This window comes from Atribacterota bacterium (assembly GCA_028717805.1).
Lineage (GTDB): Bacteria > Atribacterota > Phoenicimicrobiia > Phoenicimicrobiales > Stramentimicrobiaceae > Stramentimicrobium.
In genome coordinates, this window is record JAQUNC010000016.1 from 1 (window position 1) to 21,292 (window position 21,292).

Sequence of the window (21,292 nt, forward strand, 5' to 3'; positions counted from 1 at the left end):
TTAACTTTCGGTAGGGCAAGTTCTTTAGATATTTTTCATACCTTACATCTTGCAAATATTAATGTGGTTACAGAACCAACCCTTCTTAGTTTACAAACCGGAGAAGGTAATATTCAGGTCATAGGAATACCCTGGCCAACTAGAAATCAGTATCTTCAGAAAGAGGAATACAGGGATAGTGGTTTAAATTTAATTAATAAAAGGATACAGAAATGCCTCTTAAAAAAGATAAATGAGCTGATAAATCAACTGGACAATCAATTCCCCAAAATATTAGCAGGTCATCTGACAGTAGCTGAGGCAGTTTTTTCTGGTTCGGAAAACTATGCCTCTATCGGTAATGAACCAGTCATACCATTGCAGTTTTTTCAAAACACACCCCTTGATTATATTGCCCTGGGACATATTCATCGCTATCAGAATTTAAATACAACTGGCAATCCACCTATTGTTTATTGTGGTAGTATGGATCGAATTAATTTTGGAGAAGAAAAAGATGAGAAAGGGTTCTGCATAGGTAGTATTGATAAGCAGGGGAAAGTAGCTTATGAATTTATTTCCCTACCGGTTCGTAATATGTTGACTATTGAAGTAAAAATTGAATATAGCTCGGATCCTACCGAGGATTTTATAGCAGAAATTAGCAAGTACGATTTAAGAGATGCTATAGTACGAATAAATTATGAAGCTACTGAAGAGCAGAACCAAAGAATCGATTTTAAAAGGATTGAAGATATTCTGCAGGAAGCTTTTTTAGTAACAGGTATTAACAGAAACATTCAGAAAAAGTCGTCATTAAGAAGAAGCTCGCTTTCTGAAGAAATGGATTTATCTTCTGCTTTGAAAGAGTACATTCAATTGCAAAACTGGCAACCATGGGAGAAAGATTTGAATTACTTTACTCAAATATTAGAACAGGAATTATACCAGAAAGATATATCTTTGGGAAAGGATAACAAATGATCCCAGTAACTTTACAAATATGTAACTTTTTAAGCTATGGGAGAGATGTTCCTCCGCTGGATTTTACCCAGTTTAATATTGCCTGTCTTTCAGGTAGAAATGGCCAGGGGAAATCAGCCTTGCTGGATGCATTAACCTGGGCTCTATGGGGTGAGGGTAGAAAGGCGCAGCAAGAAAAAAAAGCAGATAAAGGCTTGCTGAAAATAGGGGAAAACCAGATGTGGGTTGACCTGGTCATTGATCTGGAAGGAGAGCGTTATAGAATTATCAGAAAATTTTCTCTGGTAAAAAATCGGAGTCATAGTGAATTAGAATTAATGGTGTTTGATTCACAAAAGGAGGAATTTATTTCTTTATCTGCTTCTTCCCTTCGGCAAACTCAACAAAGAATTAATGGTTTATTGAGAATGGATTATGATACTTTTATTAATTCTGCTTTTATTTTACAGGGAAGAGTTGATGAATTCACTCGCAAGAGTGCTCGTGAACGGAAACAAATTCTATCAGAAGTGTTAGGCCTTTCTCGTTATGAAGAGCTCTCGGTATTGGCTCGCAGGCATATAAGAGAGCTGGAGCAAGAGATTATTGCTTTAAGAAGTAGATTGGAGCAAATAAAAAAGGAAGTGTCCCAGAAATATATTGTGGTAGAGGAAATTAAAGCAATAGAGCAAGATGAACAAAAACAGATGACCATAATAAGAGATAAAAAAAATATTTTACAAAAATTGGAACAACAATACAATGGATTGCATCATGACCAGCAAAAGGCAGAAGAAATGGCTAGCAGGATTATAACCGAGCAAAGAGAGTTGCAGGAATTGGTAAAGAGAAAAGAAAGGATAGAACAAATCATTAAGGAATACAAACTGCTCTTATCTCAAGAGAAGGATATTTTATCTGCTTATGATATTTATGTAAATCTATCTCAGCAAAGCAAAGATATGTTAGAGCTAATGCAACAGTATCGCCAACTGGAGAAAGATAAAAGAGAAGTAGAGAATCACATTGAAAATTATAAAAGCCGCCTTTTACTACAAATAGAACATAAACAAGAAAAATATCATGAACTTCGCGAAAAAGCAATCTCCTTGGAATCAATGAAACAGGAAGTTAAGAACTTAGAGTTACAAATGAAAAATTTTCATGATTTACAGGAAAAGAAAGAGCAGATTGAACAGGAAGGTAATTTAATAAAAGTAACTATAGAGGGTAAAAACAACCAAGTAAAAAGATTGGGAGAGGAAATTGCTAATAATCAGGAGAAGGTAGCCTTGCTTAAAAAGGGTACCCAGGATTCCTGTCCCTTATGTCACTCACCTCTTGATAAGCAGAAAAAAGAACAGATAATATTAACTATAAAAAAGGAAATTACAAAAAATGAACTGGAAATAAGAGAATTAAGCAAAGATATTACTAACTTAAATGATAAAAAGAATGTCTTACAGCAAGAGTGGAAAAGAGTTCGTGATGAACTTACCAGAAAAGACAATATTCAAAATAGGCTTAATACCTGTAATTTATTGGCCAAAGAAGGAGAAAAAGCTTCCGAACAAATTAAAGAACTGGCTCAGGCTATAAAGACTCTCCAAATACAGATTAGTGAACAACATTTTGCTCTGAAGGAGAGAAAAAGACGATCTGAAATTGAAGAGGAGATTAGTAAGCAAAACTATAGTGATAAAAGATTTCTTGAGATTAACCAAAAATTAGAAATACTGAAAGAAATTCCGCTACAAAGGGGAAAATTGTTAGAGGCAAAAAAACTACTGGTCAAATTGAAACAGGAAAAAATGGAAATAAATGGACAATATGAGATTAAAGAAAGAAGCATTAACAAATTAAAGGAAAATCAAGAATCCTTAAAAAGGAATATAGATAAAATTTCTCATTTAAAAAAGAAAATAATAATAGAACAGGAAAATTTAGCTCAGTTGCAAAAAGCACAAGACCAATTATTTTTAAAAAAAGGAGCCAGTCAGGAAAAGTTATTAAAAATCAATCAATATCAGCAGGAACAAAAAGAGGTTGAAGAAACTGAAAAGAAACTCTCTTATCAGAAAGATATTTATGAAAGATTGACCATTGCCTTCGGTAAGAATGGTATCCCCTCTATGATTATAGAAAATGCTATACCTGAACTGGAAGAGGAAGCTAATGCTATTTTAGCCAGATTATCTGATGAACCTACTACAATTAGTCTGGAGCCATTAAGAGAATTACAGAGTGGAGAGAATAGAGAGACCTTAGACATCAAGATTCATGATGAAATAGGTATCAGGTCTTATGAACTCTATAGTGGGGGAGAGGCATTTCGTATTGATTTTGCCATCCGTATTGCCCTTTCTAAGTTATTAACCTATAGGTCTGGAGCTCGCCTGAGGACTCTGGTTATTGATGAAGGATTTGGAACCCAGGACGAGGAGGGATTACAGAAATTAATACAAGCTATCAATGCTATTCAGAGTGATTTTGATAAAATCCTGGTAATTACCCATCTTCCCATTTTAAAGGATACTTTTCCAGTAAGAATTGAAGTCTGGAAGGATCCAGTCTTAGGGTCGCAATTTCAGATGATTCATCTATAATTTTTGGTAATAACACTTTCTCTCTCTTTTAAGAGGGTAGCGCGCTGGATTAAGTAGGAGCCGTGTTTTTCACGAATTTTATCTACAGAAGAAATCAGTTTAGCCCATTTTTCTTCCCAATCTTGATTATCCAGAAAACTGAGTTGCCTTGGTTGATTTCCCTGTTGAAGTGAGGAGAGCTTGATGCCCAGTAGTCGTATTCCCGGTTGCTTGATACTAATGGAAGCTAAGAGTCCTCTAGCTTTTTGAAAGATTATATTATCAAGATTGGTAGTCCTCTCCAGAGTGATGGATTTTTGGATAGTTTTATAGGGAGCAAAGCGTATTTTTAAGGTAATAGTTTTACCTGAATATCCCCTTTTGCGGGCAGTATAGCCGATACATTGACTCAGTGCCAGGAGAATTTTTGTTAGTCTATCCCGGTCTATTATATTTTCTGGGAAGGTCATTTCTTTGCCGATTGATTTTACTTCCTCGGAACACACCACCGGGCTATGGTCGATACCCTGTGCCAGTAGTTTTACTTTAGGTCCATTCTCCCCTAAAATTCCCTGCAGGATAATATCCGGCATCATTATTAATTGCTTGATCTTAAAAATACCTGCCCGATTGAGTTTTTGTGCTGTTTTTTGTCCTATACCCCATAATTCGGAAATGGGTAGATTAGACAAAATGTCCATTGCTTTTTCATCTGGCAGAATGAAAAAACCGTCCGGTTTACCCAGATTGGTAGCTATTTTAGCCAGGAATTTATTAGAGGCAATTCCTGCTGACACTGGAAGATGCAGTTCTTCTTTAATTTTTATTTTAATCCTGTGGGCGATTTCCTCTACTGTACCAAACAGGGTTTCACAACTGGTAACATCCAGGAAGGCTTCATCAATGCTTATTGGCTCAACAAGAGGAGTATAGGCACTGCATATGCGGAAAAAGTATTGAGAGGCAATCTGATAGCGATTAACGCGTGCTGGAGTAAAAATTGCCCCGGGACATTTTTGTTGAGCTTCCCAGATAGGCATACCGGCACGAATACCGTATTTTCTAGCCTGATAGGAGGCAGAGCAGACTACTCCCCGTCGGGATAATTCCCCATTTTTCTTAAAAATACCACCTACAATAAGTGGTTTATGGCTATATACAGGATTATCCCGTTGTTCTACCGAAGCAAAGAAGGCGTCTAAATCCAGATGAATAATAGAGTGTTTTTTAGCAATAGCCATATGGTATTTATTCCTTTCTTAAATATCATAAGTTTATTCCTGGTATGTTTATCTGCAGGCAGGAATGGAGATTTTTAATTTCCTGGATTATTATTTTTTCTTCGCCGTTTTTATCACCGACCTTACCTTTGATAAGCAACAACGCCTCTTTAACCAAAAAGGAGAAATAATTCCGGAATACTTCAGGGAAGGCAATAGCTTCAAAGAGGCCTGTTTCGTCTTCCAGTAGTAAGAAAGCCATTACCTGCTGATGTCTGGTAAATTGTCTCCGGACCTGGATTAAGAGACCAGCAATCAGAATAGGTAGTCCTGCTCTTAGTTGCTCAATATGGTGACTCTGGATAAGAATTTGCCCCCTTCCCTTCTGGCTTGCTAACTCTTCTCGATAGAGGGATAGGGGATGAGCATGTGCATAGATACCCATTATTTCTTTTTCTATCTTCAGAAGCTCGGCAGGAGAAAAATGGTGAGCGGGAATAGAATTTTTAGGCAATGAATCAATAAGGCTGGTTTTTGTTTTAACTTTTATAAGGTTTGACATTGCTTTTCCTCCTTTTTAGTTTCCTGGATAACGAGTGGGAGCAGGTTTAGCAATACAGATCTAGGGTATCCTGTAAAATCAAAGGAACCGACTTTAATAAGATTTTCAATTACATTTCTGGTGGTTCTTAAAGAAGCAGTCCTGGCACAAAAATCGTAGAGAGAAAGAAAGGGACCATCTGTTTCTCTTATCCTCAAAATGCTATTTATCTGTTTCATCCCCATGCCTTTTATCCTTATCAGTCCGATCCGGATAGCCTTTCCTTCTACAGAAAAGCCAGCTTGGCTCTTGTTAATATCAGGCAGTAGGATTGAAATTCGAAAACGTCGTGCTTCCTGGATGTAGCGATCCAGATCGTAATAACCCATACCATAAGTAAGCAGTGCGGCTAAATAATGTTCCGGGTAATGCACTTTAAGGTAACAGCTGAGATAAGAAAGCAGGGCATAAGAGGTGCTATGAGCTTTATTAAAGCCATAATAGGCAAATTTGGCAATCAGGTTAAAGATATTCTGGGCTTCATGTGGACTGATTCCCTGCTGGGAAGATTTGGTCAAAAAATTCTGGTGCTGCTCTTCCATAATAGCAGGTGAACGTGAACTGATTGCCCTGCGAAATAGATCAGCTTCACCCGGGTTTAATCCGGCAATAGCCGAAACCACCTGCATAACCTGTTCCTGGTAAAGAATAACGCCGTAGGTATCCTTCAATATGTTCTGCAAACGTTCATGGGGATATTCAATCTGGGACTGACCACTTTTTCTCTTTAAATATTGCTCGGTCATTCCGCTGTCCAGCGGACCGGGACGGTAAAGAGAAAGTGCGGCAATTAAATCTTCCAGAGTAGAGGGTGATAGCTGTTTTAACAGGGAAGACATTCCTGAGCTTTCTACTTGAAAAACACCAAGGGTTTTTCCTTTTTTTAAATGGTAAAAAGTTAAGGGGTCATCTAAAGGTATTTGTCTTAAATTAATATGGATATCATGTTTGGTAAGACTTTGTAGAGTTTTTTGCATCACCGTTAAACTTCTGGATCCCAGTATATCAATCTTTAATAAACCCAATTCCTTGATACTCTCTTTTTCATACTGGCTGATAATCTCTCCTTCCGGACTGAGTGTCAATGGCACCAGGTTAGCCAGTGGCTGATCGGTAATAATTAGAGCAGAAGCATGAACCGCAAGATGGCGTGGTTTTCCTTCCATGAACTGGGCATAAGAAAATAGAGAACGCAGTGGTTCTTTTTGGTAAGGAAGCCGCTTTAATTCTGGTAGGTGCTTCAGGGAAGCTCTGATGACTCCCGGCGAAGAGAAGAAAGGCATCATTCGAGCAATTTTATTCAGCTCCTGATAAGAAAAACCCAGAGCCCTACCGGCATCTCTTACTGCAGAACGCGCAGCATAGGTGTTAATGGTGCAGACATGGGTTACCTGTTCGCATCCAAATCGCTGAAAAATATAAGCAATAACCTTATCTCTACCTATTTGTCCGAAATCAATGTCAATATCCGGCATATCAATGCGTTGGGGATTGAGAAATCGTTCAAAAAATAGTTTAGATTTTAAAGGGTCTACCTCGGTAATATTGAGCAGATAGGATACCAGACTGCCTGCTGCAGAGCCTTTACCGGGTCCGACCGGGATGTTGTTTCGTTTGGCAAAGCTTACAATATCTCTAACAATTAGAAAATAGCCGGCAAAATCCATCTGTTTGATAACTTCTAATTCATATTTCATACGGTAAAAAGCTTGACTGGAGGGGTCTGGATAGTATTTTTTTAAACCTTCCAGACATAATTTTTCTAAATATTCTGAAGCAGAATAGGGTTGAGGAGGCTGATAAGAAGGTAGCCTGATTTTACCAAGCTCCAGTTTAAGCTGGCATTGTTCGGCAATCTTTTCTGTATTCTTTAGTGCTTCGGGGATAAAAGAGAAAAGGTCTTTCATTTCCTGTCCTGATTTTAGATAAAACTGGTGATTGGGCAGGGGAGGATGGTGAAAACATTTCCGAGTGCCCTGGTTGGCAATGATATTGGCTATATTCTGAAAGGGAGCTTGTTCTTTTGTCGGATAGTGTACGTTATTGGTAGCTACCAGGGGGATAGTGAGTTTTTCTCCCAGATTGATAAGGTATTGATTAACAACTCTTTCTTCTTCCAATCCGTGAAATGATATCTCCAGGTAAAAATTTTCTGAATTAAATATATTTTTAAACCAGAGGGCAGTTCTTTCTGCTTTTTGATATTCTTTTTGAGTAATAAGCAGTGGAATTTCTCCCTTGAGACATCCGGATAGGACAATGAGGCCTTCCCGATAGCGGGAAAGCAGGTTACGGTCAATGGCTGGGATATTTTGTGGGTTGGACAGGTGTGCCTGGCTGACGAGTTGACAGAGATTGCGGTAGCCAGTATTATTTTCGATCAGAAGGATGAGGTGAGTTAAATGGTTGGGTAAAAAATCACTTTTGATTCGTATCTCACAACCAAGGATTGGCTGAATCCCTGCCTGAAGAGCTTTTTTATAGAATTCAATAGTGCCAATCAGGCTATCATGATCAGTAAGAGCCAGGGCTCTCATCTTTAATTTTTGTGCCAGGTCAATAATCTGGTCAACACTACCCAGTCCGTCCTGTAAACTGTATTGAGAGTGCAAGTGTAAATGGGTAAAGTTCATAAGTTATTCCCTTTCTTAATGTTCTTTAGTAAACATATGTTCGCTCTTTTATGAAAAAAAATAATTAATTTTGATTAATATTCTTTTGAAATATCCCAAATATCTCCGTTCATAGTAGTATTGATTGTCTTTATTTCCTGTCGTAGTAATTTCATCAGTATTAAGGCATTTTTGGTTGCCTTCCCTTTATAGTGATTATTCATAAAGATATACTGGTCGGTAGTTTGATTAACAATCTGTTTAATTTTGGGCAACCACTCTTGTAATTCTTCTTCGCTATAGAGATAATCGTAACGCTGGTAAGCATGTTCATGTTGCCACCATTTTTCTTTGTTGCGTCCGTGAAAACGTATATAACCCAGCTGAGAGGTTGCTATTGCTACTGGAGGGATTAATCCTTTTAAAGGTGGTTGATCTACCGCGCAAAATCCTATTTCATTTTTTTTGAGAAAATCGAGTACCCGATCTTTTACCCAGTAGCTGTTACGAAATTCTACAATCAGGGGAATATCGCTCATTTTTTCCTTTACATAGAGGAGATAGCCAAGGTTAGTACTGTTATAATGAAAAGAGTAGGGAAATTGGGCCAGGATACAACCCAGTTTATTGTTGTCCAAAATTGGTTGTAAGGAAGCTTTAAATTCTTGAAATACAGCATCATTTTTATCCCGGATATGAGTCATAACCTGATTTGCCTTTACTGCGAATTTGAAATTAGCCGGAACCTTACGCTGTAGACGATAGAAAACAGCTGCGGGTACAATTCGGTAATAAGAGGAATTAACTTCTACTGCATTAAATTGGCGGGCATATAGATTTAGCATATCTCCTTTATTAATATTTTCTGGATAAAATGGCCCAATCCAGTCCTGGTAACTAAAGCCGGAAGTTCCTATGTAAAGCATAATATTCTTTATTTCCTCCCGTTATACTTGCGGATAATCCCAATTACCTTGCCTAAAATTTTTATATCCCTGGTAATAATAGGCTGATATGCTGGGTTAGAAGGTTTTAGAGTTATTTTATCTCTGTTCTGGTATAATCTTTTGACAGTTACTTCTTCCTGGTTGAGCAGGGCTATAACAATGTCTCCATTATCAGCATAATTCTGGGGCTGGACTATCACATAGTCTCCATCCAGGATATGGTCACCGAGCATGCTGTCTCCCTCCACTCGAACCAGAAAGCTCCCTTCTGTACCAGCCAGTTCTTCTGGTACCGGAATTACCTCCGTGTATTCCTGTAAAGCTAGTAGGGGATTGCCGGCAGCAACTTTGCCGACTAGAGGGAGATTACGGGTCTGGGGCATTAATTTTATAGCCCTTGTTTTTTCTTTTTCCCTCTTAATATAGCCTTTCTTTTCTAGAATTTTTAAATACTTAAAGGCAGTGGCAGAGGAATGGACCCCCAGAGCTTTGCATAATTCCCGAACTGTTGGCGGATAACCAGTCTGTTGTATCTTAATACGAATAAGTTCTAAAGCTGTCTTCTGTTTTTTGGTAAGCGTTTCTTTCTGTAATATCATAACCTGTATTCCTCATAAATTTTTGGCCAATATCAGGTAATTTCATTATAAAGCAAACATATGTTTCCGTCAATAGCTCAGTAGAAAAATATTATATAATTTAATTTTCTATGAATCAGCAGTGAAACTAATATGGGTTATATTGTTATATTATTGAATAGAAAAAGAACCTTGAACATTAATAGGATGGATGAAATTATCATACATCGGTGAAGCCCTTAAGGCCAGGTTATGAACTTTTTCTATTTCTTCGTTAGAATGTTTTGTATTAACTATGATATTGTATTGAACGTTTTTAAAACCGGGTCTTTTATTTTTCTGTTCATCAAGCCAACCTCCAGGGACTGTTTCACCTTCAATATTTACTTTTAAGCCATCAATAGTGATGTTTAATTTATTTGTGGCATAAAGATAAGCAAAGATAAGGCAGCTACCCAAAGCCTGCAGCGAAACCTCCGCTGGCTTAGGTCCTAAATTTGTACCGTTTTCTTCTTCTGGTTTATCCATAAATATTTTAAATTCCCTCGTTTCACTATTAACCTGAGTTCCTCCTAACCAGGTTGCCTGTACTTTAAATAATTTTGACATGATGAAATACCCTCCTATTTTTAAATTTAGTTTCTATTTAATTATATATTATTTCCATAGCATTTGATAGAAAAAGCTATTCTTTAAAGAGAAGAAAAAAGGGGAATTCTTTGCTTAAAAAAATTTAATCTGCTTTTAGTTAAATAAGATATGTGTTTAGAAATAATATTTGCATGTGAGATAGCTAAAGTCCCGGATAATTGTTAAAATAAAATAAGAAATATTATAATAGATCAAAAAAATGAGCATATTTTTACCAATAAGGAAATTTTTATCTGGAGGATAGCTATGAAAAAGGAAGAAGGAAATATAGTGAATAGTTATACCGCCTGGAAATTATTAGAAGAGCACTATGAAAAGATAAAAAAAATACATCTGCGACAACTCTTTGTTGAGGATCCCCAACGCGGTGAAAAGATGGTATTAGAGGATGCAGGAATATATTTTGACTATTCCAAACACAGGATAACCACTAAAACTTTAAATTTACTGTTGCAATTAGCAGAACAAGCGGGTTTGCCTGATTATATTGAGGCTATGTTTCGGGGGGAAAGAATTAATGTCACGGAAAATAGAGCTGTTTTACATATAGCCTTACGTGCACCCAGAGAACATTCTCTTGTGGTTGATGGTAAAGATGTTGTAGTTAAGGTTCATGAAGTATTAGATAGAATGATACACTTTTCCAATCAGATTCGTAGCGGGCAATGGAGAGGATTTACCGGGAAGCCTATCAGAAATGTGCTTAATATCGGAATTGGAGGGTCTCATCTGGGTCCGGAAATGGCTTACGAAGCCTTACGTTATTACAGTTTACGTGATATACACTTCGCTTTTATCTCCAATGTGGATGGAACTGATTTTGCCGAGGCTGTAAATAGCCTTGATCCGGAAGAAACACTATTTATTATCTCCTCCAAAAGCTTTGCTACCACTGAAACAATGGCCAATGCCTATACTGCTCGAACCTGGCTTCTCAATCACCTCAAAGATAGTAAGGCAATAAGTAAACATTTTGTAGCAGTTTCCACCAATATTCGCCAGGTACAAGAATTTGGTATTGCACCTGAAAATATGTTTGTCTTCTGGGATTGGGTTGGTGGTCGATACTCACTTTGTTCGGCAATTGGTCTTTCAACTATGATTGCCATTGGTCCGGAGAATTTTTATTCCTTACTGGAAGGTTTTCACCAGATGGATGAACATTTTCACCACACCCCCCTGGAAAGAAACATACCTGTGCTCATGGCACTATTAGGTATCTGGTATAATAACTTCTTTGGAGCACAAACTACCACAGTCCTTCCCTATGAGCAATATCTAAAACTCTTTCCTGCTTATCTTCAACAATTAACTATGGAGAGTAATGGTAAAAATATTGACATTGAAGGCAGAAAGGTTTCTTATCAGACTGGACCAATTTACTGGGGAGAGGTTGGTACCAAAGGACAGCATTCTTTCTATCAATTAATTCACCAAGGAACCAAACTTATTCCCTGTGATTTTATTACTTTTTTAACACCATTACATAAAATAGGTAATCATCATGAACTTCTTATTTCTAATGTATATGCTCAGGCGGAGGCACTGGCTTTCGGTAAGGTAGAGGAAAAGTTAAGGGAAGAAGGAGTGAGCAAAGAGCTAATTCCTTATCGAACTTTTGAAGGAAATCGTCCTTCCAGTATAATAATGTTAAATAAGTTGACACCTGCTAACTTAGGCAAACTAATTGCTTTATATGAGCATACTGTCTTTACCCAGGGAGTAATCTGGAAAATTAATTCCTTTGATCAATGGGGAGTAGAATTGGGTAAGATATTGGCTGCTAAAATCGCAAGAGAACTTAAGGATCCCACTATACCAGAATTATATCATGATAGCTCTACCAATCAACTTATTCGGAAATACTGGAAAAGAAAAGAATGATTCATTCCAAGAAAGAGGATAATATTCATATAATTTTATATAGGATATCTCAGAGATTAACCTATCATGAATATGATTTTATTTAGATTTTTATCAGAGGAAATGGGAAGATTTTGTGTATATTGGGAAAGGTAATATAGAGACTTGACAATATGGTTAGGTAATATATATAATTAATATAGATTAAAATATGCTAATAGCATATATTGTTATTAACATTAAAGGTAGGGCATATGACTGAGAGCATTTTAAATCTTATTGCTAATTTGAAAATGAATAAAATACTCGATCAGGAATATATGCGGGTAACCTGTAATCTATCTATTGCTGAGTACCGGGGAATTATGTCTCAGGAGATAGGACGGGAAATGACCTGTTATGAGATGTCCCAAGTAATGGGATTATCACCTTCGCGTAGCAGTCGGGTTATCGATAATCTAGTCAGGAAAGGATATTTCATTCGCAGAATAGGCACTCATGACCGGCGTTCGGTAGCAGTCGCACTTTCCGAAAAAGGATTAGAGGTGAAGGAAAGGATTAGACAAAATCAGAAGGAGTTAGAGTATAATCTACAAAAAAGGTTTTCTGATGAAGAAGTAAAAATGATAAAGATCGCCTTGAAAATATTACTGGAATACTTTGATTAAAAGTTTTGAATAATATCAAGGATGTTTGAATTATGGATCTGATTCATTGGGGGCCAAGAGATCAACTCATTCGTAGTTTTTTTAATGATTTTTTTGACCTAATGGGAAGAACAGAAAGGTAGAGAAGGGGGAGATGGGAAGAGAGGAGAATCTGGTCCCCAGCTATGGATTTGTTAACCAGAAAGATGAATTAGTGGCTATAATTGAACTTCCAGGAGTTGACCAAAAGGACATAAAGATTTCTCTCAGTGATAATAATCTTACTGTACAAGAAGAGATTGAGCAGGACAAAGATATGAAAAGGGAAGATTATTACTGCTGTGAAAGAGCCTATGGCAAGTTTTCCAGAAGGATTTTTTACCTGTAGGAATAGATAAGGATAAAATTAAAGCAAAATATAAAAATGGAATATTGGAAGTCACCTTACCTAAGAAGATGGAAGAAAAAGCAAAAGAAATAATGATTGAAACAATTTAATAAAATATCTTTTAAACAATAAAGGGGAATTAAATCCCCCTTTATTGTTTAAGTTTCATCTATCGGGATTACTAATTATTTAATATCAATATTATTTATAGTGTAAAATATCTTTTTATTATATACTTTTAGTTTAGTTGGAGAAATTTTTACTATACTCTGACTCGAAGTAGTTTAAAGGGATTTTACTATTAAATTGTTTTAGGAGAGACTAAGAAAATACTGTATCAATAAATATTTGAATTACTTTAGCACCGCCAATAAAAGTACCAACCGAACTGCCGAGGTTGGCTAAAGCAACAACTAAAAGTATTTTGGTAACCCGGTTGCGAAAGAAATCACCAAAGGTGGTAATATTTCCTAAGTTTTCAAAATCTTCTACCTTTGGTTTTCTCATAATTGCTTCTACGATACCAGCAAACCAACCTGCTGCCAATAATGGATTCAAAGAGGTAATAGGTGCTGCCAAAAAGGCAGTTAGAATAGAAAGAGGGTGTGCAGCAGCCATTACAGTTCCAAGAGCAGCTAAAGAGCCATTCCAGATTAGCCACTGTGAGACTTGATTTATTCCACTGGGGGTAGATATTCTAAAGGTAGAAATTACAATTAAGATAATAGCAATAGGAATAGCCCATAAAATCAATTTTATCCAAGCAGCACTCTTGGGAATATAGGTCAATGAATTTAGATCATGATCTTTATATATTTCTTTTTTAATGCCAGGTATATGTCCAGCACCAACTACGGCAACTATTTTCCCACCAGGAGCATTCCTTATTTTTTCTGATAGATATTGATCACGTTCATCAATCAAGGTGTTCTTTAAACGAGGGAAAGAAATGGCTAAGTCATTTAAAGCAGCTGTAAGTACATCTTCAGATTTTAACCTTTCAATTTCTTCTTCCGAGATATCTTCCTTGTTGAATATACTAAGTAATAACATAAAAAATAGTCTTAATTTACCGAAAAAACCCAGCTTTTTCCATATTCTGGTGAAGGTTATCTGAATATCGCGGTCTGCCAAAACCAGGTTAATATTATTCTCTTTAGCTACTTGTATAGCCTCAATCATTTCCTGTCCTGGATTAAGACCTAACTGACGAGCCAGTCTTTTCTGAAAGGCAGAAAGTATTAGATTGACCAGCAATAATAGCGCTTTTTTTTGTTTGATAATGGTAATAATATCCATATTTTTCCATTTATCTGGATCGGTAATGGATTGAAAACGTGACTGGCATAACTCTATGCATACGGAATCTGGTTTTTCTTCAGAAATAAAATTTCTTACCGTTTCAGCGCTTGCTTTGGAAATATGAGCGGTACCGATTAAAAAAATATCTTTATTATCAAAAGAGATATGATGAATATCTTCATTGTTTACCAATGGATTGCTCCCTTATCCTGTTAAATAACAATCAACATTATAACATAACTGAACTTAATGGGGTAGAAAAAGTTGGCCTGTTTTGCTAAAATCAGAAATAAAGTTTTCTTTAACCATAGAAAGCCATCTTTGCACAAGATGGTAATGGTAAAACAAAAGGAGGGAATTGATGAAAAAATCAATAGGAGCAAAAACATTCTTAGCTGCGGTTCCGGTTTTGATTATAGGTAGTTATGATCAGAATGGAAAACCAAATTTAATGGCTTGTGCTTGGGGAGGTATCTGTTGTTCTAATCCTCCTTGTGTCAATATATCTTTGAGAAAAGCTACCTATTCTTATCATAATATTATTTCTCGCAAGGCTTTTACTGTTAATATTCTCTTTAGTGATAGGGTAAAAGAAGCAGATTTTTATGGTATTGTATCTGGTCGTAATTATAATAAATTTGAAAAAACCAGAATTACTCCAGTGAAGAGTGATATAGTGGATGCTCCTTATGGGAAGGAGTTTCCAATAGTTCTGGAGTGTAAAGTCATTCAGAACATCGAAATAGGATTACATACTGAATTTATAGGAGAAATAATGGATGTTAAAGTAGAAGAAAGTCTGCTTGATGAGGATGGAAAGGTGATTATGGAAAAGTTAGATCCAATCCTTTATACTCCTGTAATAGCAGCATATTTTGCTCACGGTAAGTATATTGGTCGAGGCTATACTTTAGGTAAAGACATTGCTTCATAAATAAGCGATGAAGAAGTAAGGAATCAAGCGCAGGATCAGTGATTCTGATCTATTTTTGATCATTCTGAGCCTGCGCTATTTCATCTTTAAAAGAGCCATTCCAATGAAAAATAAAAACCCTCTGAAGGTTTTAATAAACCCAATTTAGAGTTAGTGTCTCCTAACGCAAAAACATAGGAAAATGAGGCTAATATATTTTTACTTATTTGATAATCTATACCAATAACATTTCCCATGCTCATATCTTTCAAACTTAATACCCCGATATAATATGGGCTGAAATCAGAATTCGTAATCTCTTTATCAGCATTAAGATACAGGTAAGATGAGCATTGATCTTCTCTTTCAAAGGGAAGTCCATATATGAGTCCACCATTTAAATATAGATTTGAGTCAGTAGTATAATCTGCACTTAGCACTGCCTTCCAATAAGGTTTTTCTAGTATTGTTTCTCCCTGAAGTTGCCATAATCCCGGGATAATGTATGCCAAATCACCCCTTAAGGTGGCTCCTTCGATACCAGGGAAATTGCCTTGAAATTCCAATCCTAGTACTTGTTTGGCAGGATACCCTAAAGTCAATTCCATAATATTTTCAGAAGCATGTAAAGCTATATTTAAGTTAGCGGGGAAAGGATCCATATAGTATCCATGATAGTAACTCAAAGCTACATCGTAAGAGGAGAAAGAGTGGTGTAATTGCAGCCCCCAGATGAGATCTTTAGCTTTTTGATAGGAAATCTCCACTGAATCAATATTAATACCCTGTTCTTGATAGAAAGGACCATATTGAGTTAGGTAGGTGTCCTTTAAATATTGATCAGGATAGGGAGATGCCTTTAGTGAAGGAAGCAAAATAGCTTGGAGGCTAGTTAAATCGTCTATATAATAAGTGGCATTAATGCCTAATGCACCTAATTTTTCTTGATTATTGGTTAAAGATAGATTGGGAGGCATGGGATTAAAGTTATCAAGAGGACTAAAAAAGTCAGCTGCTCCCCACTTGTTGATAATTTTCCCTACCTTAAGGTCTAAATTGTCCAGGACATCATAGGCATTGAGATAAAGTTCGTTGGGTCCAATTACAAATGGTTTTGAATATTCCTTATTACTTAAGCGGATTATCAGATCTCCCTGAAAAAAGAGATCAGTGGAAATTTCTTCAAAATAGTCTATTTTTAGAGTAACAGTATGATTAAGTTTTTGTTGCTTTAGAGAATAAGAGCTCTGGTATAGTACTTTTTGTGAAAAGTCAAACCCCAGTGCCGATTGGGAAAAAATAAGAAAAAAAGATATAATAAATACAATACCAGTATCTGCTAGAAAATTAATTTTATTTATTCTAATCATACAGCATCTCCTCTAAAATTTATTTCTAAATTGTTAAGTTATAATCTTGGTTTTTGCATGGTGCGAATAGAAAAAAAGTCACCAGCCAGTTCCAGGTCATATTCAATTTCCTTAATATTCATAGTAGTTTTATGATTATCTATAATATTGGTTAATTCTATTTTTATTGGTGTAATTTTATTATTACTATCAAATTTAACTTCTTTAATTTCCAGTGTCTTGGTAAGTTGCTCTTCTAAATTATAAAATTCTACTTTTTCGACATAAAATTGCTCTTTATTAACATAAAGTAAAAACTTGCTATAGGATATATCTTCATCAGCAGGAATCACTTCAATTAAATATTGGGTTTCCGTCTCTTCTTTGAGTTCCTTTTGGTAATCTTCACTTTGATAGTCCATGCCCAAATCTTCGTAGGAAAAATCAGTTCCCATAAAGTTTTCTTTTTTAGAGGAACCGGCAATTCTTCTAGGTTTTTGATAGGCAGGCATGTAGACATATATTTTATCTCCATTTTCAGTACTTAATAGAGTAACGCCCTCTACATTTTTTGGCGATACAAAACGCATTAATATGTTTATTTTGTCATTTTCTTCTTTCTCATACATTATTATTTCTCTTTCTTCTGCCTTTCCATTTTTATCGATGATAATCATTTCTGCCTGTGTTTTACTGTTTTCATATTCAATCTGATTTTCTTTGACTTTATCGATAATCTCATCAGCAGTGAACTGTTCAGCGCAGACATTACCATTCAGAAAAAGAATGAGAATAAGTAAAAATAAAATATGAGAATATCTTTTATAATAACTCATTTAACTTCCTCCTTGATTTAATGCAATTACTTTTTTATATTTATAGTATAAAATATCTTGAATCAAATTTATTTCTTTATAATCCATTAATTCTTCCATTAAAGCTTTTCTGAGATTTTAAAAGTAATAAGATGTAAAAGCAAAGGTAATAAAAGAAGAGTATAGACCACACTTATCAGCATAACGCTACCTATTAATCCGGCGAATTCGGAAATCATGTCAATTTCTGAGAGTGTTAGAACAAATGCTCCTGCTGCTACAGATAAAGAATTAAAGACAACAGCTCTTCCTGTACCAGTTAAAGTGTTTTTCATTGCTTGAGTTGGTTCATTTTTATATTTAGTTAATTCCTGTCTATAGCGGTTAATAAAGTGAATGGTGTAATCAATTCCTGCTCCTATCGATATGCTGGCTACCATCATAGTACCAATATTAAGCGAAATTTTCGCTATACCCATTATACCAAAAGCAGTTAAAACGGTACAGGCAATAGGAATCATAGCCATTAACCCTATTAATAAGGAACTGAATTGCAATACTAATAAAATGAAAACTATTACAAACGCAATTACCATACTTTTTATCTGTCCTTGAAAAACACTATAATTCACTTCATTAATAATAACTGGAATGCCAGTTAATCGATAGGCAAAATGAATATCTCCCTGTTCATCAGGCAGATAGGCATATTCATCAGTAAGATACCATAAATACTCAGAACTCTTCTGTTCTAATTGATTCTTCAGAATATGTTCAATCTGTGTTCTGGCATATCTAATTTTTTCCCGTTCCCCAACAATCGTTAAAGAACTATCAAGGATTTCTTTTAAATACTGAGCATCATCCAAGTAAAGGTCTAATTCTTGCGCAAAGTAATCTATAAATTGGTTATCCCGAGAATGGCTTTCAAGGTACTTTAAGAGAGTAGGCTGCATTTCACTGGTTGATATACCTAGATCTTCCAGTTCAAGTATTGATATCTGCAAAATTTTTGCTATAAATTCATTTGTGGGATAATAAAAGTTTTCTATGGGCATTTTGGCAATTTGAATTAATTCTTCGTATAACTCTCGCTTTATATCTTCATTAATTTCCATACCATTGGCTTGCCAGGAAGAAATGATATCTTGAACAATATAGGGTAAGTATTGTTCCTGCTCCTGTGCCGATAATGAAGATACATCTACTTTCCTAACTCTATCGGGAATATTCTGGATAAATTTTTCTATTTCCTGAATAGCACTATCTACTGCCAAGGAAGTCATTTCTCGGGCGCGAATCTGTATTATAGTAGACCTGTTTTCATCAGCCAGCATAGAGTTTATATACTCATTATCACCGGTAAAAAACCATAGATTATCGATTTTGTCGGAATTAGCTGGAATAATTTTTTTATTTTCCATAGCATTATTGAGCTGAGCTAAAAAAGTAGTAATAGAAGAAGGTTGGGACAGAGAGGAAAGTTGACTGGCATAATTTTGGATTTTATCCATACTTCTTAGAACATAGGGATGTTTAACATTATCTGATGTTAGATAAATATAGAGAAAGTCAACTCCACCAAATTTTTCCTTGAAATAGTTCATAGACTTGGTGATGGGATTGTTAACTCCCAATCTGCTTTCAATAGACGAATCTGGTTTTACCTGCAAGATAAAAAAGCTCGAGATAACAATGGTAATAATAATAATTCCTAAAATTAAGCTTTTCTTATGGAAAATTGATTGAGCAATAATTTTCAGTATTTTGGTTACCAGATCATTAGCTTGATAAGAGAAATTTTGGGGAACTTTCTTAGGTATGAAAATGCTAAAAATTGCTCCTAATAAAAATATTGTTAGGAGGAAAGCTGCAAAAATGCCAATAGTAGCAAAGATACCAAATTCAGTCATAGGTCTTATAACCACAGTAGTTAATGAAGCAAAACCAGCAATAGTAGTAAGGGCACTCATTAGAATGGGAGTAAAAACCGAAACGATAGTTTTTCTAATTGCTTCCTGAGGGGTAAAAAGCTGTCTTTCTTCGTAATAGCGACTGATAAAATGAATGCCATATGCTGTCACCAGGGCAATCATCAAAACTGGAATGGCCGAAATCACAATAGTAACAGCTTTACCTGATGAGGCAACCGAACTTAAAAGCCAGAAAGAGGTAAGTAGGGCTATAGAAATTGGTAAGAAAGTTCCTTGTATGCTCCTAAAACAGTAAAAAAGAAGAGCCAATACCACTATAGTGGCAGTGAAGGCTAAAGACATATTGTCAAGAGCCATTTCGGTGATTTGTACTTCCATAATTGGTAGTCCAAAAAATTCTATATGTTCTATGTTGCCTTTATACTTATTTATAATGCCTTCCAGGTCTTTCCTTAAAAGAGATCCATCGATATTGCCTTGGGATTCTATCATGAGTAAAGCAACTTTACCATCGTTGGAGAGATAAGTTCCCTTTAACATATCATCTTCCAGGGCAGTTTTTTTCAGCTCTTGTACTTCTTTTTCGGTTTCAGGGAAAACTTCCACAAAATCTCTCACTTCGATGCCATAATCTGAAGCAATGATGTTAGGCATATTTAAAAAAGAATTAACAGATAGGATATAGTCAGAATTTTCTAATTGATCGGATATTAATTTAAAGTTCTGTAGGTTTTCTAAGGTGAATAATTCCTGATATTCCAGAGAGACTAAAGTAATGTTTTCATCAAATTTACCAAACTTATCGGAAATTTCTTGATAAAAAAGTATTTCTGGATCGTTTTCTGCAAGGTATTTAGTGATATCGTCTTCTACTTTTAGTTTTTGAATTTGGGTTATACCAAAGAGCGTTACAAGTGCTACAAATATTATAATTATTATAGCGTGCTTGCTAATAAACTGTGCTAATTTGTTCATATGTCCTGAATCTCCTATGATTTTTTCTCGGAAATATTTTTAAACTTTATTAACAAACTTTAGTGAAATTATCCTTAAATATAGCGTTGCTTAATATTTACTATTATCAGCATATAAAATCTATAAGTCTATTGCATTCCCGGGACTAGAAATACCATGCATAACTATTCTAGCCAGCATATCAATAACCTCTTCGGTAGAGTAAGATAGTTGTGATACTACTTCCGGAATAACAACAGATTTAATGGTATTAAGAATCATTAGGACAATAAGATCAAGATCGATATCCTGACAAACTGTCCCTTCTTTCTTCCCTTCCTGTAACAGCTTTCTTAATTCACTATTAATTAGTTTTTCCTCCAACTGGTTTATTATAAGCCATGCTCGGGGATTATTTTTTCGAATATCTTCAAAAGCCCATATGTTAAATTGGGAAATCTGAGCCTGCACTAAAGACATAAACTGTTTTAGTACGCCTATTCTCCTATTTTTTTTAGTTCTGATAATTTTATTTATCTTATTATGAAAATCCTGGAAAAAGTCATAGATAACTGATTCCAGTAAAAATTGTTTACTATTAAAAAATTGATAAAGGGTTTTTTTACTCATATGGAGTTCAGTAGCTAACTCATCCATGGTTGCCTTTGAGTAGCCCTGGGTAAAAAAATATTTCCTGGCAGTAGTAAGTATTCTTTTTTTTATGGGATTATTCTTTTTTTCTATCATTATTTTTTTTCCGAGACTCCAAACTTTATTTTTAGTCATTGTTATCTTCCCACTATTATCATAAAGAAATTAGCCTATGATGAAGTTGACTAAAAACAAGTGGTGTTTAAAATTAATCGTTACTTAATTTTTTGTATAATCTATCTTACCCTAATTTAGTAGTTATAGTGTTTTATTTAAAAAAGAATATTTATCAATAACAAAAGTTAAAAATTGTGGATACTGTAAAATGAAAAAACTATAT

17 protein-coding genes are annotated in these 21,292 nt (G+C 35.3%); 6 read left to right on the forward strand and 11 right to left on the reverse strand.

The window, feature by feature from the left end; translation table 11 throughout:
- Together PHD84_04890 and PHD84_04895 are read left to right on the forward strand one after the other, a co-directional pair.
- On the forward strand, window positions 1-963 hold a 963-nt coding region (locus PHD84_04890), incomplete at its 5' end, for a hypothetical protein (protein MDD5637136.1).
- Window positions 960-3,548, forward strand: a complete 2,589-nt coding sequence (locus PHD84_04895; protein MDD5637137.1) for an SMC family ATPase — start codon at window positions 960-962, stop codon at window positions 3,546-3,548. The genes PHD84_04890 and PHD84_04895, both read left to right, overlap by 4 nt.
- Here the strand turns inward: PHD84_04895 and dinB are convergent.
- The 6 genes from dinB to PHD84_04925 form a co-directional block, all read right to left on the reverse strand.
- On the reverse strand, window positions 3,539-4,768 hold the full coding sequence (gene dinB / locus PHD84_04900) for a DNA polymerase IV (protein MDD5637138.1): 1,230 nt from the start codon (window positions 4,766-4,768) through the stop codon (window positions 3,539-3,541). The two genes, PHD84_04895 and dinB, sit on opposite strands and share 10 nt — an antisense overlap.
- A 25-nt stretch (window positions 4,769-4,793) precedes the next feature.
- Entirely contained in the window at window positions 4,794-5,309 is a 516-nt protein-coding gene (locus PHD84_04905; protein MDD5637139.1) for an OB-fold nucleic acid binding domain-containing protein, read from the reverse strand.
- The gene (gene dnaE, locus PHD84_04910) at window positions 5,294-7,981 is read right to left on the reverse strand and encodes a DNA polymerase III subunit alpha (GenBank protein ID MDD5637140.1); all 2,688 of its coding nucleotides are present in this window, start codon (window positions 7,979-7,981) and stop codon (window positions 5,294-5,296) included. The genes PHD84_04905 and dnaE overlap by 16 nt, the downstream gene beginning before the upstream one ends.
- Window positions 7,982-8,055: 74 nt before the next feature.
- Window positions 8,056-8,886, reverse strand: coding sequence for a DUF72 domain-containing protein (locus tag PHD84_04915; GenBank protein MDD5637141.1), 831 nt, complete (start codon window positions 8,884-8,886; stop codon window positions 8,056-8,058).
- Between the two features lie 8 nt (window positions 8,887-8,894).
- Entirely contained in the window at window positions 8,895-9,506 is a 612-nt protein-coding gene (lexA, locus tag PHD84_04920; protein ID MDD5637142.1) for a transcriptional repressor LexA, read from the reverse strand.
- A gap of 150 nt (window positions 9,507-9,656) precedes the next feature.
- Window positions 9,657-10,094 (reverse strand): OsmC family protein, encoded by a 438-nt coding sequence (locus PHD84_04925; GenBank protein ID MDD5637143.1) that lies wholly within the window; start codon window positions 10,092-10,094, stop codon window positions 9,657-9,659.
- A gap of 288 nt (window positions 10,095-10,382) precedes the next feature.
- Here PHD84_04925 and pgi point away from each other — a divergent pair, with 288 nt between their 5' ends.
- From pgi to PHD84_04940, 3 genes are all read left to right on the forward strand, one after another.
- Complete coding sequence (gene pgi / locus PHD84_04930; GenBank protein ID MDD5637144.1) at window positions 10,383-12,020, forward strand: glucose-6-phosphate isomerase; 1,638 nt, start codon at window positions 10,383-10,385, stop codon at window positions 12,018-12,020.
- 233 nt (window positions 12,021-12,253) lie between these two features.
- On the forward strand, window positions 12,254-12,667 hold the full coding sequence (locus PHD84_04935; protein ID MDD5637145.1) for a hypothetical protein: 414 nt from the start codon (window positions 12,254-12,256) through the stop codon (window positions 12,665-12,667).
- 133 nt (window positions 12,668-12,800) lie between these two features.
- Window positions 12,801-13,034 (forward strand): Hsp20/alpha crystallin family protein, encoded by a 234-nt coding sequence (locus PHD84_04940; protein MDD5637146.1) that lies wholly within the window; start codon window positions 12,801-12,803, stop codon window positions 13,032-13,034.
- 321 nt (window positions 13,035-13,355) lie between these two features.
- Here PHD84_04940 and PHD84_04945 read toward each other — a convergent pair whose 3' ends face one another.
- Window positions 13,356-14,528 carry a TraB/GumN family protein gene (locus PHD84_04945; GenBank protein ID MDD5637147.1) on the reverse strand — a complete coding sequence of 391 codons (1,173 nt, stop codon included), beginning with the start codon at window positions 14,526-14,528 and terminating at the stop codon, window positions 13,356-13,358.
- Window positions 14,529-14,697: 169 nt separating this feature from the next.
- Here PHD84_04945 and PHD84_04950 point away from each other — a divergent pair, with 169 nt between their 5' ends.
- Window positions 14,698-15,270: a flavin reductase family protein gene (locus tag PHD84_04950; GenBank protein MDD5637148.1), complete on the forward strand. Its 573-nt coding sequence runs from the start codon at window positions 14,698-14,700 to the stop codon at window positions 15,268-15,270.
- Between the two features lie 86 nt (window positions 15,271-15,356).
- Here PHD84_04950 and PHD84_04955 read toward each other — a convergent pair whose 3' ends face one another.
- The 4 genes from PHD84_04955 to PHD84_04970 all read right to left on the reverse strand — a co-directional run bounded on the left by PHD84_04955 (window position 15,357) and on the right by PHD84_04970 (window position 21,087).
- Entirely contained in the window at window positions 15,357-16,619 is a 1,263-nt protein-coding gene (locus PHD84_04955) for a hypothetical protein (protein MDD5637149.1), read from the reverse strand.
- A 38-nt stretch (window positions 16,620-16,657) separates the two neighbouring features.
- Complete coding sequence (locus PHD84_04960) at window positions 16,658-17,434, reverse strand: outer membrane lipoprotein-sorting protein (GenBank protein ID MDD5637150.1); 777 nt, start codon at window positions 17,432-17,434, stop codon at window positions 16,658-16,660.
- A 98-nt stretch (window positions 17,435-17,532) separates the two neighbouring features.
- Window positions 17,533-20,322 (reverse strand): MMPL family transporter, encoded by a 2,790-nt coding sequence (locus PHD84_04965; protein ID MDD5637151.1) that lies wholly within the window; start codon window positions 20,320-20,322, stop codon window positions 17,533-17,535.
- A 120-nt stretch (window positions 20,323-20,442) separates the two neighbouring features.
- Entirely contained in the window at window positions 20,443-21,087 is a 645-nt protein-coding gene (locus PHD84_04970; GenBank protein MDD5637152.1) for a TetR/AcrR family transcriptional regulator, read from the reverse strand.
- Window positions 21,088-21,292: the final 205 nt, after the last annotated feature.